A 14,844-nucleotide genomic window follows, 5' to 3' on the forward strand; every position below is an offset into this window, starting at 1 on the left:
GGGTGGCACAAGGGAGCCGACAATGAGATCGACTACGACAATCAGACGAGGCATGGTCGCCGTGGTGGCGATGGCGTTGCTGGCCGGATGCGGCGATGGTGACGGCGGGCAGTCGGCACCGGCTGCCCCCGCAGACAACGGTGTCGCGGCGCTCGCACCGAACGAGGCGCTTCAGCGCGCCACGACGGCGGTGAAGAACGCGAAGTCCTACCGCCTGGCCGGTGACATCGACACCGACGGCCAGAAGATGACCCTCGACTTCAAGATGACCGGCAGTGACCTGGCTGGTCAGGTGTCCACGGACGAGGGCACAGTGGAACTGCTCTCGGTGGCCGGCCAGCAGTACATCCGGCCGGACGAGAAGTTCTGGGTGAAGAACGTCGGTGCCAAGGCATCGGGCGAGATGGTGAAACTGATGGGCGACAAGTGGGCCAAGGTCTCCAAGAAGGACGAGTTCACCCGGCTCTTCAACGTCGGCAACGTCGACGAACTGCTCAAGCCCGAAGGCACCATGACCAAGGGTGAGGCCAAGGAGATCGACGGCGTGAAGACTGTCGGCCTCGTTGACGGCGACAAGGACGGCACGCTCTACATCGCCACCACCGGCGAGCCGTACCCGGTCCGGATTGAAGGCGGCCAGGACGCGGCCGGCCAGGTCACGTTCAGCGATTTCGGTGCGACCTTCGACGAGCTGAAGGCGCCACCGGCGAACCAGGTTGTCGACTTCGACCAGTTGAAGCGCAAGTAGAAGACCGCACTCCTCGGCCGGCGCCTCCGCACCTCGGTACGGAGGCGCCGGCGCGTTGCCGGGTCAGCCGCGGCGGTCGAGCCAGCGTTGCAGGGCTGAGCGGGGGTCCTGGGTGGGCTCCTGCTGACGCTCCGGGACCGCTGGCCGCTCGACCGGGCGGCGCGCGTCGCCGGCCAGCTCGCGGCTCGGTGCGACGAACGCCTTCTCCGGTTGGCCCTTCACGGCGGTGGCGATGACCCGGGCCACCGCGTCGATCACCTTGGTTTGCACGGCCGACCCCACCGAGTCGGCCGGGTCGTCCGGGTTGGCGGCGATACCGGCCACCGCGACCTGCGGGGTGAAGCCGACGAACGTCTCGGTGGAGTTCTGCTCCGAGCTACCCGTCTTACCAGCCACCGGTCGGCCGTCGAGGATGTCGTTCACACCGGTGGCGGTGCCGCCGTTGCACTGCCCGAACGCCGACTGCTGACCCACCGGGCAGCGCGCCGCGTCGGTCGCGGCACGCGCGACGTCCGCGTCGAGCACCCGCTTGCAGGACGGCTGCCCCACCGGCACCTTCGTGCCGTCCGCGCCGGTCACCGAGACCACCGGCACCGGCGTGCAGTAGGTGCCGTCGGCGGCCACCGTCGCGTACGCGTTGGCCAGGTCCAGCGGGGTGCTGGCCGCCACTCCCAGAGTGAACGAGCCCCAGTTCGCGGCGTTGTTCTTGGCGAAGGCCGCGTCCGAGTCGGCGCGGAACGTGATGCCGAGCCGCTGCGCCATCTGGACCACCTTGTCCTGGCCGACCTGCTCGGCCAGCCAGACGAAGTAGGTGTTCACCGAGCGGCCGAAGCCGTCCCACATCATCCGGTACCCGTCCATCCAGTCCGGGTTGGCGTTCGCCGGGCACCAGTGACCGTCACAGCTGCCCGGCCCCTCGGCGGGGTACCGGGTGGGCAGTTTGGCGGGCGCGTCGAAACCGGTGGAGAGGGTACGGCCCGACTCCAGCGCGGCGAGCATCGTGAACATCTTGAACGTGGAACCCGCCTGGTATCCGTCGACGCTGGCTCCGCCGGAGATCAACGGGTTGACGGTGTTCGGGTAGTTCGCCTGCCCGGCCGGGTTGTCGGCGAGGCTGTAGTGCCTGTTGACCGCCATCGCCAACACCCGACCGGTCCCGGGCTGGACCGCCGCGATCGGCAGGGCGCGCTTGTTGTCGTACCCGTAGACCTTTGTGGCCTGCTGTTGCGCGGTGGCCTGGATCTTCGGGTCCAGCGAGGTGACCACGGTGTAGCCGCCCGAACGCAGTGCCTGCTCGCGCTCCGCGACGGTAGCCCCGAAGGCCGGCTGGGTCAGCCACCACTGGCGCAGGTAGTCGCAGAAGTAGCCCCAGTCGTCGTGGCCCTGGGAGACGGCGGTGCAGCCGTTGGGCTGGGCGGTGGGGCGCAGGGCCAGCGGCTCGGCCTTGGCCTGGGCGGCCTGCGCTGCGGTGATCGCGTTGGTGGCGACCATCGAGTCCAGCACGTACGACCGGCGGGTCACCGCCTCGTCCTTGTCGCCGCTGATCGGGCTGTACGCGTCCGGGGACTGCACCAGACCGGCCAACAGGGCCGACTCGGCGAGGGTCAACTGCGCCGGAGGCTTGCCGAAGTACCGCTGGCTGGCCGCCGCGATCCCGTACGCGCCGGAGCCGAAGTAGGCGATGTTCAGGTACCGGTCGAGGATCTCGTCCTTGCCGAGGTTCTTGTCGAGCGCGCTCGCGTACCGGATCTCCTGGATCTTGCGGCCCACTGTGGGATCGGTGGCGGCGGCGCGCTCCTCGGCGGTGCGGGTGGGGTCGGTCTTGAGCACGTTACGGACGTACTGCATGGTCAGCGTCGAGCCGCCCTGCTCGGTGCCGCCACCCTTGACGTTGGCCACCAGCGCCCGGGCCAGGCCGCGCAGGTCCGCACCACCATGGTCGTAGAAGCGCCGGTCCTCGGCCGCCACGATCGCCTGCCGCATGACCGGAGCGATCTCCGACAGGGGTACGTCGGTGCGGTTCACATCGTAGAACGTGGTGATCAGCGTCTTGCCGTCGTTGGCGTAGAGGTACGAACGCTGCGGCGTGGCCGGGGTCTTCAGCGAGGCAGGCAACGCGGCGTACGACCCGAGCGCGGAGCGGGCGGTGAGCCCGAGCAGCAGGTTGCCCGGCAGTGCGGCGACTGCCAGGACGAGCCCGGCCAACACGCCGGCGAGCAGCACGGTGAACAGCCGCGACAGCGGCGAGCGAGGGGCGGCCATGCTCCCCAGGATTGCCACGAAAGCCGCCAACCGACCACCCCCACAGCCAGATTGTCAGCAACTTCACGGCCCCCCACCAGCCAATCCCCACCCCAAGCCCCAACCCCGCACCCCCGCCCCGAGGGCCGGGCCGGGCGGCCGACACTCGTTGATCATGAAGTTATTGCCGGGACACGCCGAGGGCGAGCGCAATAACTTCATGATCAACGGGCGCGGGGCAACCGGCGCGGGGCGGGACCCGGGCGGGGGGCGGGACCCGGGCGTGGGGCGGGACCCGGGCGTGGGGCGGGACCCGGGCGTGGGGCGGGACCCGGGCGGGTGGCGGGACCCGGGCGTGGGGTTAGGGGTTTGGGGTGCTCAGGCTGGCGCTGGCGGCGTCTCTGGCGGTTTCGCGGGGCATCAGGCGGCCGGAGCGGTAGCCGATGCCGATGCCGGCGATCAGCACGAAGATCGCGCCGAAGGTCTGCAACGAGCCGATCAGGGCGCCGCCGAGGCCGAGCAGCGGCGCGGCGATGATCAGCATGACGCCGTCGCCGAGGCTGAAGGTGCCCGAGCGGGCCACCGCCCACCCGGTGAGGAACCAGCCCGCGCTGTAGAACGTCGCGCCGAGCAGGACCAGCGACCGCGCGGTGGCACCGAAGACCGGCGTCTGCTCCTCGAACCCGGCGAACGGCAGCATCAGCACGGTGCCGGCGATGCTGACCAGCAACCCGGCGGCGGCCACCCGGCGGCTGCGGGTCGCGGCCAGCAGCCCGGTGAGGGCCAGCAACGCGAGCAGGCCGAGCCAGACCGCGGCCACCCAGCCGATCAGGTAGACCGCTCGGCCGTCGGCCGGATAGGGGTCGTTGCCCACCCCTCCGTCGCTGGCCATCGCCACCGCGCCGTAGAGGATGGCGTACGCGGGCAGCAGCCAGACCGCCGCCCGCGCGAACCGACGCAACGACCAGGCCCAACTGGCGTTCGTGGCGGGGGCGCCCGGGGTCGGCTCGCCGACGAAGGGCAGTACGCCGAACCCACCACCGCTGCGCCGGGAGCCCAGCGGGGCGACCGGGTCGTGCGCGCCGGGCACCGGGGCCGAGGACCACATCCGATTCGCCGGATCCTTCATGCGTCACCTCGCTCGCCGACGAGCGGTGCGGGACGCGCCGGGGCGCCCCGATTGCCTGGTCACCACCCGTCCTAGGACCGATCGTGGCAGGCGTCGGAGCGCCCCATGAGTCTTTTTCGTATTAAGGCCATGTGTCAAAGCCTCGGTCGAGGCTTTGACACAGACCCTTACCGGCCAGGTGGCCGGCGTAGGAGATCAGCCGCGTTCGCGCTGGTCGGCCGGGTCCTCGACGAGGCTGGCCGGCGACACCGGCTCCGGCGCGGGCAGCCCCTGCGGCTTGTTGCCGCCGGTGGCCTGCGCCTCGGCGACGCGTACCTCGTCGTGGATCTGCTGGGCAGCGTCCGCCGCCGCCTGCGCCGCCGCCGCGGCCTCCCGCTCGACCTGGCTCGCGTGTTCGGCTGCCTCCGGTGCGGGAAGGTCCCCCACCATCTGGCTCAGCCCGCCCAGCGCGCCACCCATGCCCTCCAGGGCCTTGGTCAGCTCGGCCGGGACGATCCAGACCTTGTTGGCGCTGCCCTGGGCGATCTGCGGCAGGGCCTGCAGGTACTGGTAGGCGAGCACCTTCTGGCTCGGGTTGGCCTGGTGGATCGCGTCGAACACGGTCCGGATGGCCTTCGCCTGACCCTCGGCCTGCAGGATCCGGGCCTGCCGGTCACCGTCCGCACGCAGCACCGCGGACTGCTTGTCACCCTCGGCGGTGAGGATCACCGACTGCTTGTGCCCCTCGGCGGTGAGGATCGCCGCACGGCGGTCCCGCTCGGCGCGCATCTGCTTCTCCATGGAGTCGCGGATGCTGGCCGGCGGCTCGATCGCCTTGATCTCGACCCGGGTCACCTTGATGCCCCAGCGGCCGGTGGTCTCGTCCAGCACACCCGAGAGGTGCCTGTTGATCTCGTCCCGGCTGGTGAGCGCCCGCTCCAGATCGAGCGAGCCGATCACGTTACGCAGCGTGGTGACGGTCAACTGCTCGATGGCCTGAAGGAAGCTGGAGATCTCGTAGGTCGCCCGGACCGAGTCGACCACCTTGAAGTAGAGAACCGTGTCGATCGAGACCACCAGGTTGTCCGAGGTGATCACCGGCTGCGGCGGGAAGCTGACCACCTGCTCCCGCATGTCGACCTTGGTACGCACCGCGTCGATGAACGGCACCAGCAGGTTGAGGCCGGGGTTGAGGGTGCGCTTGTACTTGCCGAGCCGTTCCACCACGTCCTGGCGTTGCTGCGGCACGATCCGCACCGCCTTGGCCAGCGTTATCACGGCGATCAACGCCACCGCGATGATCAGCACACCTATGACCGTCATCGGTTCACCCTCTCGCTTCCGGCAATTCGCCGGCGGAAGAAACATCGTCCTGCCAGACCAGGGCTGTCGCGCCCCGGACCTTTATCACCCGAACCCGTTCACCGGGCTCGAAAGTCTGCGTCGTGTCGTACGACCGGGCGGTCCACAACTCACCGTCGATCTTGACCAGGCCGTGCTCGGCGTCCACTCGTTCCAACACCAGTGCCGTGGAGCCCTCGATCGCCTCCACGCCGAACGGCTGCTCGCCGCTCTCCAGCGCGGAGCGGCTGTGCCGCCGGATGACCGGTCGGACCACCACCAGGCTCAACGCCGACACCACAGCGAACACCAGTGCCTGCACCGCGACCGGCGCACCCAGTGCGGCCGCACCGGCGGCGGCGAACGCACCGACCCCGAACATGATCAGAAATAGCGTCGTCGTGAAAATCTCGGCGACGGCCAGCACCACACCCAAAACGATCCACACCACGGCGTCCACACCGCAAGGGTGACACGTTAATGCACGAGCAGCCCACCCGTGATGATCAGTAGGCTCGGCGACACGAGCGCCGTCCACCGCATTCACCGGCCGAACGAGGAGATTCCCTTGACCCTGCTGCCCGCGACCGCCCGGCAGATCGACACCCAGGTCGCCCAGGCGCAGATCGACGGACGTACCCCGTCACTGGTGCTGGGCGTGGTCCGCGACGGCACGCTGGTCCACCTCGCCACCGCCGGCGAGCACCCCCGCCCGGACGCCGACCTGCAGTACCGGGTCGGCTCGATCAGCAAGACGATGACCGCCACCTTGATCATGCAGTTGCGTGACGCTGGCCAGCTCTCCCTCGATGACCCGCTGGACCGGCACCTGCCCGGCACGGCGGCGGGCGCGCTCACAGTGCGTCAGCTGCTCGGGCACGCCAGCGGCATGCAACGCGAACCCGAGGGCGACTGGTGGGAGCGGAGCGCGGGCGCCGACCTGGCCGGGCTGCTCGACGGCCTCAACGCCGACAAGATCGCCTACCCGCCGCACACCGCCTACCACTACTCCAACCTGGCCTACGGGCTCCTCGGTGGCGTGCTCGAACGGCTCACCGGAATGCGGTGGGCCGACCTGCTCGACGAAAGGGTGTTCGGCCCGCTGGGCCTGCGCCGCACCACCTACGCGGCCACCGAGCCGTACGCCCCCGGCTACGTCGTCCACCCCTGGCACGGCACCCTGCGCGAGGAACCCCGTACCGACACCGGCGCCATGGCCCCCGCCGGGCAGCTCTGGTCGACGATCGAGGACCTCGGCCGCTGGGCCGCATTCCTGGCCGACCCCGACCCGTCGGTGCTGGCCGCCGAGACGCTGACCGAGATGTGCGCCCCCGTGGTGATCAGCGACCTCGACTCCTGGACCGGCGGGCACGGCCTGGGGCTGGAGCTCTACCGCGACGGCGAGCGGGTGTACGTCGGGCACGGCGGCTCGATGCCCGGGTACGTGGCCGCCCTCATGGTGCACCGACCCAGCCGCACCGCCGTGGTCGGCTTCGCCAACTCGTACGGCTTCCCGATCACCGGGCTCGGCCGTCAGCTGCTGACCATGGTGCTGGACGCCGAGCCGGCGCTTCCGCAGCCGTGGCGGCCCGCCACCGCCGCACCCGACGCGGGGTCGGCCGAGCTGACCGGTCGCTGGTGGTGGATGGGCACCTCGCTGGACCTGAGCTGGGACGCGGGTGACCTGGTGGCCCACGTACGCGGTGAGCGGGTGAGCCGGTTCACCGCCGAGGGGACGGACCGCTGGCGGGGACGTTCCGGCCCGGAGAACGGCGAGATCCTGTCGGTGCTGCGCGACGACAGCGGACGGGCGCTGGCAGTCGACATCGCCACGTTCGTCTTCACGCGCAGCCCGGACGAGGTTCCCTGACCGGCCGCCGGGGTCGGGCGGTCAGGCCGGCTCGGTGACGAAGTCGATGAGCCGTTCCATGGCGTTGATCAGAGGGGTCTCCACGTCGGCGAAGCTGTTCACCCTGGACAGGATGTGCCGCCACATGTCGGCCGGCTCGGCCACCCCGAGGGCCGCGCAGACCCCCTCCTTCCACGGCCGCCCCGGCGGCACGACCGGCCACGCCGCGATACCCAACGCCGCCGGTTTGACCGCCTGCCAGACGTCCACGTACGGGTGGCCGGTCACCAGCACGTAGGGCGAGTTCACCCGGGCCACGATCCGGCTCTCCTTGCTGCCCGGCACGAGGTGGTCGACGAGCACGCCGAGTCGCCGGGTCGGGCCGGGGCCGAAGTCGCGTACGTCGGCGTCGAGGGCATCGATGCCGTCCAGCGGCTCGACCACCACACCCTCGATCCGTAGGTCGTCGCCCCAGATCCGCTCGACCAGCGCGGCGTCGTGGATGCCCTCCACCCAGATCCGGCTGGCCTTGGCCACCTGGGCGCGGACGTTGTCCACCGCCACCGAACCGGACGCGGTACGTCGACGGGCCGCCGGAACCGGCGCACGGGTGGGGCGGCGCAGCGTCACCGGGCGGCCGTCGAGCAGGAACGCCGCCGGCAGCAGCGGGAAGTTGCGCCGTTTACCGTGCCGGTCCTCCAACACCACCGCGCCGGCCTCGAAGCCCACCACCGCTCCACAGAACCCGGAGTCGGCATCCTCGACCACGAGATCCGGTTCGGCGTCCACCTCGGGGGTGACCTTGCGCCGTCGCCAGTCGCCCGCCAACACGTCCTCGCCGTATCGCCCCGCCATGTCGATCACGCTAGACCCAGCCCGCCCCCACCCCACCCCCGACACACCGCCCCACCCCCACCCCCACCCCCCGACCCCCGACCCCCCACCCCCACCCCTCCACGTCAGCCGCCACCCACCGCTGTCGATCATGCAGTTGTGGTGCTCCACGAAACGGCTACAACCGGTGCCTGTCACCCACCACCACTGCATGATCGACGCGACCCGGGGCGCGGAGACAGGGGCGGGCCGGAGCGGGGATCGGGGCGAACAGGGCAGTTGGGGGCAGGCCGGGCGACCGGAGCGGCAGCCGAGACAGGGCCGGTCGTGACCACGTACCCTTTCGGCATGTCCACCCCCGCAACGGGCGCGGTCACACTCGCGCCGCGCCGGTCCAGCCGGTTCGTTGCCTGGGTGCGCGCGTGGCGCGCCGGGTTGGTGCCCTTCGACGAGGTCGCCGACGCCATCGCCGGCGACGAGGAACACCTCGTTGCGGACGCCCCGGGCACCTGGACCGACGTCCCGCTGGGTGCCGCGCTGCCCACCCTGGCCAAGCTCTCCCCGGACGAGATCCGCCTGGTGCTGCCCGCGCCGGGCGACCCGAGGGGTCTGCCCGGCCCCGGTGACTTCGCCGGTGCGGCGCTGGTCACGGGTGAGGCGGTGGTCGCCGGCGGGCTGGGGTTGATCCCGGAGGTCCGCTCGCACACCTCCGGCTCGGGAGACTGTTTCGAGACGGTGCTGTGGCGGGTCTACCCACTGCCCGCCAACGCCCCCGCCGCGTCACTCTCGTTGCCTGGCGCCGCCGAGGCGGAGGCCGAGTTGGCCACCGCGCTGGCCGAGACGACAGCCGTGCTGACCCGCCTCGACGTCGCCCAGTGGCGGCCCGAGTTGGCCGGTGCGCTGGCCGCGCTCCGCCGCCCGGACGGCACCACCGACCTCCCACCGGGCTTCGACCCGCGGGCCCGCCGACTCTTCGCCCGGGCCGCGGTGCTCGACCGGGTGCTGGCGTTGGCCGGGCACGCCGCCCCGGGCGGCGCGATCAACAACTACGAGGCGCAGCAGCGGGACGCGGCACTTCGCCCCCTGACCGCAGCCTGCCGGCAGGCGCTGGTGGCCGCCTGCAACGCCCCCCTGCGCCCCTGACCAGCGCCGGCACCAGACAGCAAGACCGGGGCAGGTCAGATCTCGTCGAGCAGGTCCGCGACCGAGTTGATGATCCGCGACGGGCGGTACGGGTAACGCTCCGCCTCGGTGCGGCTGCTGATCCCGGTGAGCACCAGGATGGTCTCCAGCCCAGCCTCCAGGCCGCACAGGATGTCGGTGTCCATCCGGTCACCGATCATCGCGGTGCTCTCCGAGTGGGCGTTGATGGTGTTGAGCGCCGAGCGCATCATCATCGGGTTGGGCTTGCCGACGAAGTACGGCTCGACCCCGGTCGCCTTGGAGATCATGGCGGCGACCGAGCCGGCGGCGGGTAGTGCGCCCTCCACGGACGGGCCGGTCACGTCGGGGTTGGTGCAGATGAACCGGGCGCCGTCGTTGATCAGGCGGACGGCCTTGGTGATCGCCTCGAAGCTGTAGGTGCGGGTCTCGCCGAGCACCACGTAGTCGGGGGCGAAATCGGTCAGCACGTAGCCGACGGCGTGCAGCGCCGTGGTCAGCCCGGCCTCACCGATGACGTACGCGGTGCCACCCGGGCGCTGGTCGGCAAGGAACTGGCCGGTGGCCAGGGCGGAGGACCAGATCGACTCCTCCGGCACGTCCAGCCCCATCCGGCTGAGCCGGGCCGTCAGGTCCCGCGGGGTGTAGATCGAGTTGTTGGTCAGCACCAGGAACGGCTTGCCGGAGGCGCGCATCCGGTTGATGAACTCCGGCGCGCCGGGCACCGGCTGGCCCTCGTGCACCAGCACGCCGTCCATGTCGGTCAGCCAACTCTGCACGGGCTTACGGTCATGCATGATGATCCTCAGAGGTCAGGGGCGACGGGTCGGCACGCAACAGACGGTGGCGCAGGTGTCCCACATCGGCAGCTCGCCCAGGCGTCGGCGCAGCTGCGCGCCGTCCGGGTCGGTCCGCTCGGTGACCAGCTCACGCACCATGGTCACGAAACGCGGGTCGGTGCCCGGCGTACCGGCCCGGACGAAGTCCAGGCCGAGCTGCTTCGCCGTCTCCAGCGCTTCGGTGTCCAGGTCCCACACGACCTCCAGGTGATCGGAGACGAACCCGATCGGGCTGACCACCACACCGGTGGTGCCGCCCTGCGCGAGGGCGGCCAGGTGGTCGTTGATGTCCGGTTCCAGCCACGGGACCTGCGGCGGGCCGGAGCGGCTCTGCCAGACCAGGTCGTACCCCAGGTCGGGTGCGGCGGCCGCGGCGACGAGCCGGGCGGTCTCGTGCAGCTGAGCCTCGTACCGGCCGCCGTGCGGGCCGGCGTTGGCCGCCATCGAGTTGGGGATGGAGTGGGCGGTGAAGACCAGCCGGGTGGTGTCCCGCAACGCCGGGTCGAGCTGGCTCAACGCCGCCCGGACCGCGTCGACGTGCGGCTCGACGAAGCCGGGGTGGTCCCAGAACTGTCGCAGCTTCTCGATCACCGGGGCGTCCGGGCCGACGGCGGCACGCGCGGCGGCGATGTCCTCCTGGTACTGCCGGCAGGAGGAGTAGCCGCCGTACGCGCTGGTGACGAAGGCCAGTGCCCGGGTGACCCCGTCGTCGCGCATCTGGGTCACGGTGTCGGCGAGCATCGGGTCCCAGTTGCGGTTGCCCCAGTAGATGGGCAGGTCGACACCGTGCGCGGCGAAATCGGCGCGGACGGCGGCCAGGAGGTCCCGGCACTGCTGGTTGATTGGGGACACCCCACCGAAGTGCTGGTAGTGCTCGGCGACCTCGACCAGTCGTTCGGGAGGCACACCTCGGCCCCGGGTCACGTTCTGCAGAAACGGCATCACGTCCTCGGGCCGTTCGGGCCCGCCGAAGGACACCAGCACCAGCGCGTCGTACGACATGGGGTCATTCTTGCCCCTCGGCCGGGACGCCACGGCGACGCCCCCTGGTCCGGACGCGTAGATCACGCGGACGGCGACCAGTGGGCGTCGCGGGGAGCGTCAGGAACCGATGGCGTGGTAGCCGCCGTCGACGTGGACGATCTCGCCGGTGGTGGCCGGGAACCAGTCGGAGAGCAGCGCCAGGCAGGCCTTGGCGGCGGGCTCCTGGTCGGTGAGGCTCCAGCCCAGCGGGGCCCGCTCGGCCCAGGCGTCCTCGAACTGGTCGAAGCCGGGGATCGACTTGGCGGCGATGGTCCGCAGCGGCCCGGCGGCGACAAGGTTGCTGCGGATGCCCTGCTTGCCCAGGTGCATCGCCAGGTAGCGCGACGCCGACTCCAGGCCGGCCTTGGCCACGCCCATCCAGTCGTAGACCGGCCACGCCTTCGTCGCGTCGAAGGTCAGGCCGACCACCGCGCCGCCGGGCGACATCAGCGGCAGCGCCGCCATGGCGAGCGACTTGTACGAGAAGGTGGAGACGTGCAGGGCGGTCGCCACGTCCTCCCAGGGCGCGTCGAGGAAGCCGCCACCCAGGCAACTCTGCGGGGCGAAGCCGATCGAGTGCACGACACCGTCGAGGCCGTCGACGTGCTCGCGTACCCGGTCGGCGAGGCCGGCCAGGTGTTCGGTGTTGGTGACGTCCACCTCGATGACCGGTGCCGGCTCGGGCAGCCGCTTGGCGATCCGCTCGACCAGGGAGAGCCGGCCGTAGCCGGTGAGCACGACCTGCGCGCCGTTCTCCTGGGCGAGCTTCGCCACCGAGAAGGCGATCGAGGCGTCGGTGATGACACCGGTGACGAGCAGCCGCTTACCGGCGAGCAGTCCGGACATCGCTGATTTCCTCCGTAGTCAAAAGGGTTAGTGGCCCATGCCGAGGCCGCCGTCGACCGGGATGACGGCGCCGGAGACGTACCCGGCGCTGTCGGACGCCAGCCAGGTGACCACGTCGGCGACCTCGTCCGGGCTGGCCATCCGGCCGGCCGGGATGGACTTGAGGATCTCCGCCTTGCGGTCGTCGGTGAGGCCGGCGGTCATGTCGGTGTCGATGAAGCCGGGCGCCACCACGTTCGCGGTGATGTTGCGGCTGCCCAGCTCCCGGGTGATCGAGCGGGCGACGCCGACGAGGCCGGCCTTGCTGGCGGCGTAGTTGACCTGCCCGGCGCCGCCGGCGAGGCCGACCACCGAGGAGATGAAGATCATGCGACCCCACTTGGCGCGGAGCATCTTGCCGGAGGCCCGCTTCGCGACCCGGAACGCGCCGGTGAGGTTGGTGTCCACCACGTCGGTGAACTGCTCCTCGGTCATCCGCAGCAGCAGCGTGTCGGCGGTCATGCCGGCGTTGGCGACCAGCACCTCGACCGGCCCCAGCTCGGCCTCGACGGCGGCGAAAGCGGCGTCGATCGAGGCGGCGTCGGTGACGTCGGCGCGGACGCCGAACAGCCCTTCAGGCGCCTCGCCGCTGCGGTGGGTGACCGCCACCCGGTCGCCCTGCTTGGCGAAGGCCTGCGCGATGGCCAGGCCGATCCCCCGGTTGCCCCCGGTCACCAGCACGGTGCGAGCCACTGTTCCCCCTTGCGATGGTCAGCACGGACGCGTCGGAGCCTAGGCGTTACCGGCAGGTAAGCGCTAACGGGAGTCGCGTCACACTGGGGTACGACACCGGGATCAACCCCTGGTGGCACGCCTCGTGGCGGGGTCGGCCCGTAGCGTCCGGGTGGTGAACCGGCATCCGATCGCGGTGGCCCTACGGGCCCTGCGGCAGACAGTTCTCGGCCCGGACGCCCGGCCCGAACGGCCGCTGCTGGCCCGGTGGCCCCGGCTGGCGCCGTACGCCGCGCCGGTCGGCCTGCTCGCCGCGCTCGGCCTCTTCCTGATCACGTTGACAGTGGGGAGCGACTGGGGCCTGCCGCCGCCGATCGCGCTCCTGTTCGCGGCGATGACGGTGGCGCCGCTGCTGGCGCTGCCCCGGCGTCCGCTGCTGGCCTGGCGGCTGACGGTGCTGGCCCTGCTGATCTGCACGTTCAACGCCCCGGCCGACCAGGCCTGGCCGTGGACCCCGCCGCTGGCACTCGGGTCGATCGCGGTGGCGGCGGTGGTCGTCGCACGGGTCGACCGCCCGGTGCTGGCCTGGGTGGTGGCGATCAGCACGGTGCCGGTGTTCACCCTGGTCCACCCCGACAACCGGGTCCCGGTCCTGCTGCTGCTCGGCGCGCTGGCGATCGCTGGCGACCTCATTCGGCGCAACCGGCTGTCCCGGCGGGCGCTGGTCGCGCAGACCGAGCTGAGCGAACGCGAACAGGAACGTCGGGCGGTGCTGGAGGAACGCACCCGCATCGCCCGGGAGCTGCACGACGTGGTGGCCCACCACATGTCGCTGATCGCGGTGCAGGCGGAGACCGCCCCGTACCGGCTGACGGACGTGCCGGCCCCGGCAGCCGCGGAGTTCGTCGCCATCGCCGCGTCGGCCCGTGACGCGCTGACCGACATGCGGCGACTGTTGGGGGTGCTGCGCAGCGAGACGAGCGGGCCGCAGACCGCGCCGCAGCCGGACCTCACCGACCTGGGCGCGATGGTGGACGCGGCACGCCGGGCCGGGCTGCCGGTGACCCTGGACGCCGAGTCGGTGGACGACGACCGGGTGCCCGCGCCGGTCGGGCTGGCCGCGTACCGCATCGTGCAGGAGGGCCTGGCCAACGCGGCCCGCCACGCTGCCCGCGCCGCGGTGCGGGTCACCGTCCGCACCGGTCCGTCCGGTCTGGGGGTACGCGTCGAAAACTCCCCGGCCGACGTCCGACCGACCGATGACGGTGGCTCCGGGCACGGGCTGACCGGCATGCGGGAGCGGGCCACCTCGCTGGGCGGTACGTTCACCGCCGGGCCGCTGCCCGACGGGGGTTACGCGGTGGCGGCCGAGTTGCCGTACGACGCGGAGGGCGGGGACCGATGATCCGGGTGCTGATCGCCGACGACCAGGCGATGGTCCGGCAGGGTTTCGGCGCGCTGCTCGCCGCCCAACCGGATCTGCTGGTGGTGGGGGACGCCGCCGACGGCGCGCAGGCAGTGGCCGCCACCCGCCACCTCGACCCGGACGTGGTGCTGATGGACGTGCGGATGCCGGTCATGGACGGGCTGGAGGCCACCCGCAAGCTGCTCGGTGACCGGTCGACGCAGCGGCCCCGGGTGCTCATCCTCACCACCTTCGACCTGGACGACTACGTGTACGAGGCGCTGCGCGCCGGGGCCAGCGGGTTCCTGCTCAAGGACGCCCCGGCGGCCGACCTGGTGCAGGCGGTGCGGGTGGTGGCGGCCGGGGACGCGCTGCTCGCCCCGGGGGTGACCCGTCGGCTGATCGCCGAGTTCGCGGCCCGTCCGGACCGCCGCAGCCCGCGCCCCACCGACCTGGCCGGGCTCACCCCGCGCGAGACCGAGGTGCTGCGGTTGATCGCCCGGGGCCGCAACAACGCGGAGATCGCGGGTGACCTGGTGGTGGCCGAGCAGACGGTGAAGACGCACGTCGGGCGGATCCTGGCCAAGCTGGGTCTGCGCGACCGGGTCCAGGCAGTGGTGCTGGCGTACGAGACGGGTCTGGTGGCCGCCGGCGAGTAGCCCTGTGGAGCCAGCCCGGAAACGGCTCTGCGGGACGACGACCGGGCCCCGCCCCTGGGCGCAGTCTCCCTCCGGATGA

The 14,844-nt window shown here is 71.6% G+C and carries 14 protein-coding genes; 5 read left to right on the plus strand and 9 right to left on the minus strand.

Annotation, left to right across the window (positions count from 1 at the left end; all coding sequences use genetic code 11):
* Nucleotides 1-22: 22 nt before the first annotated feature.
* The gene (locus tag ACFYPG_RS07035) at nt 23-748 is read left to right on the plus strand and encodes a hypothetical protein (protein WP_387350804.1); all 726 of its coding nucleotides are present in this window, start codon (nt 23-25) and stop codon (nt 746-748) included.
* Between the two features lie 63 nt (nt 749-811).
* Here ACFYPG_RS07035 and ACFYPG_RS07040 read toward each other — a convergent pair whose 3' ends face one another.
* From ACFYPG_RS07040 to ACFYPG_RS07055, 4 genes are all read right to left on the minus strand, one after another.
* Nucleotides 812-3,010 carry a transglycosylase domain-containing protein gene (locus ACFYPG_RS07040; RefSeq protein WP_387350806.1) on the minus strand — a complete coding sequence of 733 codons (2,199 nt, stop codon included), beginning with the start codon at nt 3,008-3,010 and terminating at the stop codon, nt 812-814.
* Nucleotides 3,011-3,350: 340 nt separating this feature from the next.
* Entirely contained in the window at nt 3,351-4,118 is a 768-nt protein-coding gene (locus ACFYPG_RS07045; protein ID WP_355009699.1) for a hypothetical protein, read from the minus strand.
* A 195-nt stretch (nt 4,119-4,313) separates the two neighbouring features.
* The gene (locus ACFYPG_RS07050; RefSeq protein ID WP_355009698.1) at nt 4,314-5,420 is read right to left on the minus strand and encodes an SPFH domain-containing protein; all 1,107 of its coding nucleotides are present in this window, start codon (nt 5,418-5,420) and stop codon (nt 4,314-4,316) included.
* Nucleotides 5,421-5,424: 4 nt separating this feature from the next.
* Nucleotides 5,425-5,898: an NfeD family protein gene (locus tag ACFYPG_RS07055; protein ID WP_355009697.1), complete on the minus strand. Its 474-nt coding sequence runs from the start codon at nt 5,896-5,898 to the stop codon at nt 5,425-5,427.
* A 108-nt stretch (nt 5,899-6,006) separates the two neighbouring features.
* Here ACFYPG_RS07055 and ACFYPG_RS07060 point away from each other — a divergent pair, with 108 nt between their 5' ends.
* Complete coding sequence (locus tag ACFYPG_RS07060) at nt 6,007-7,308, plus strand: serine hydrolase domain-containing protein (RefSeq protein ID WP_387350809.1); 1,302 nt, start codon at nt 6,007-6,009, stop codon at nt 7,306-7,308.
* A gap of 21 nt (nt 7,309-7,329) precedes the next feature.
* Here the strand turns inward: ACFYPG_RS07060 and ACFYPG_RS07065 are convergent, their stop codons facing one another.
* Nucleotides 7,330-8,142 carry a DUF3097 domain-containing protein gene (locus tag ACFYPG_RS07065; RefSeq protein WP_387350811.1) on the minus strand — a complete coding sequence of 271 codons (813 nt, stop codon included), beginning with the start codon at nt 8,140-8,142 and terminating at the stop codon, nt 7,330-7,332.
* A 327-nt stretch (nt 8,143-8,469) separates the two neighbouring features.
* Between ACFYPG_RS07065 and ACFYPG_RS07070 the strand changes: the two genes are divergently transcribed.
* A complete protein-coding gene (locus ACFYPG_RS07070; protein WP_355009694.1) occupies nt 8,470-9,264 on the plus strand; it encodes a hypothetical protein in 795 nt (264 codons plus the stop codon).
* 35 nt (nt 9,265-9,299) lie between these two features.
* Here ACFYPG_RS07070 and ACFYPG_RS07075 read toward each other — a convergent pair whose 3' ends face one another.
* The 4 genes from ACFYPG_RS07075 to fabG all read right to left on the minus strand — a co-directional run bounded on the left by ACFYPG_RS07075 (nt 9,300) and on the right by fabG (nt 12,722).
* The gene (locus tag ACFYPG_RS07075) at nt 9,300-10,079 is read right to left on the minus strand and encodes an HAD-IIA family hydrolase (protein ID WP_091403868.1); all 780 of its coding nucleotides are present in this window, start codon (nt 10,077-10,079) and stop codon (nt 9,300-9,302) included.
* A 15-nt stretch (nt 10,080-10,094) separates the two neighbouring features.
* A complete protein-coding gene (locus tag ACFYPG_RS07080; RefSeq protein ID WP_355009693.1) occupies nt 10,095-11,123 on the minus strand; it encodes a ferrochelatase in 1,029 nt (342 codons plus the stop codon).
* A 99-nt stretch (nt 11,124-11,222) separates the two neighbouring features.
* A complete protein-coding gene (gene fabI, locus ACFYPG_RS07085; RefSeq protein ID WP_088949179.1) occupies nt 11,223-11,990 on the minus strand; it encodes an enoyl-ACP reductase FabI in 768 nt (255 codons plus the stop codon).
* 27 nt (nt 11,991-12,017) lie between these two features.
* Nucleotides 12,018-12,722 (minus strand): 3-oxoacyl-ACP reductase FabG, encoded by a 705-nt coding sequence (fabG, locus tag ACFYPG_RS07090; RefSeq protein WP_355009692.1) that lies wholly within the window; start codon nt 12,720-12,722, stop codon nt 12,018-12,020.
* A gap of 154 nt (nt 12,723-12,876) precedes the next feature.
* Here fabG and ACFYPG_RS07095 point away from each other — a divergent pair, with 154 nt between their 5' ends.
* Nucleotides 12,877-14,106, plus strand: coding sequence for a sensor histidine kinase (locus tag ACFYPG_RS07095; protein ID WP_387350814.1), 1,230 nt, complete (start codon nt 12,877-12,879; stop codon nt 14,104-14,106).
* Nucleotides 14,103-14,765, plus strand: a complete 663-nt coding sequence (locus ACFYPG_RS07100; protein WP_387350815.1) for a response regulator — start codon at nt 14,103-14,105, stop codon at nt 14,763-14,765. The genes ACFYPG_RS07095 and ACFYPG_RS07100 overlap by 4 nt, the downstream gene beginning before the upstream one ends.
* Nucleotides 14,766-14,844: the final 79 nt, after the last annotated feature.

This window comes from Micromonospora sp. NPDC005553 (assembly GCF_042871765.1).
Lineage (GTDB): Bacteria > Actinomycetota > Actinomycetes > Mycobacteriales > Micromonosporaceae > Micromonospora.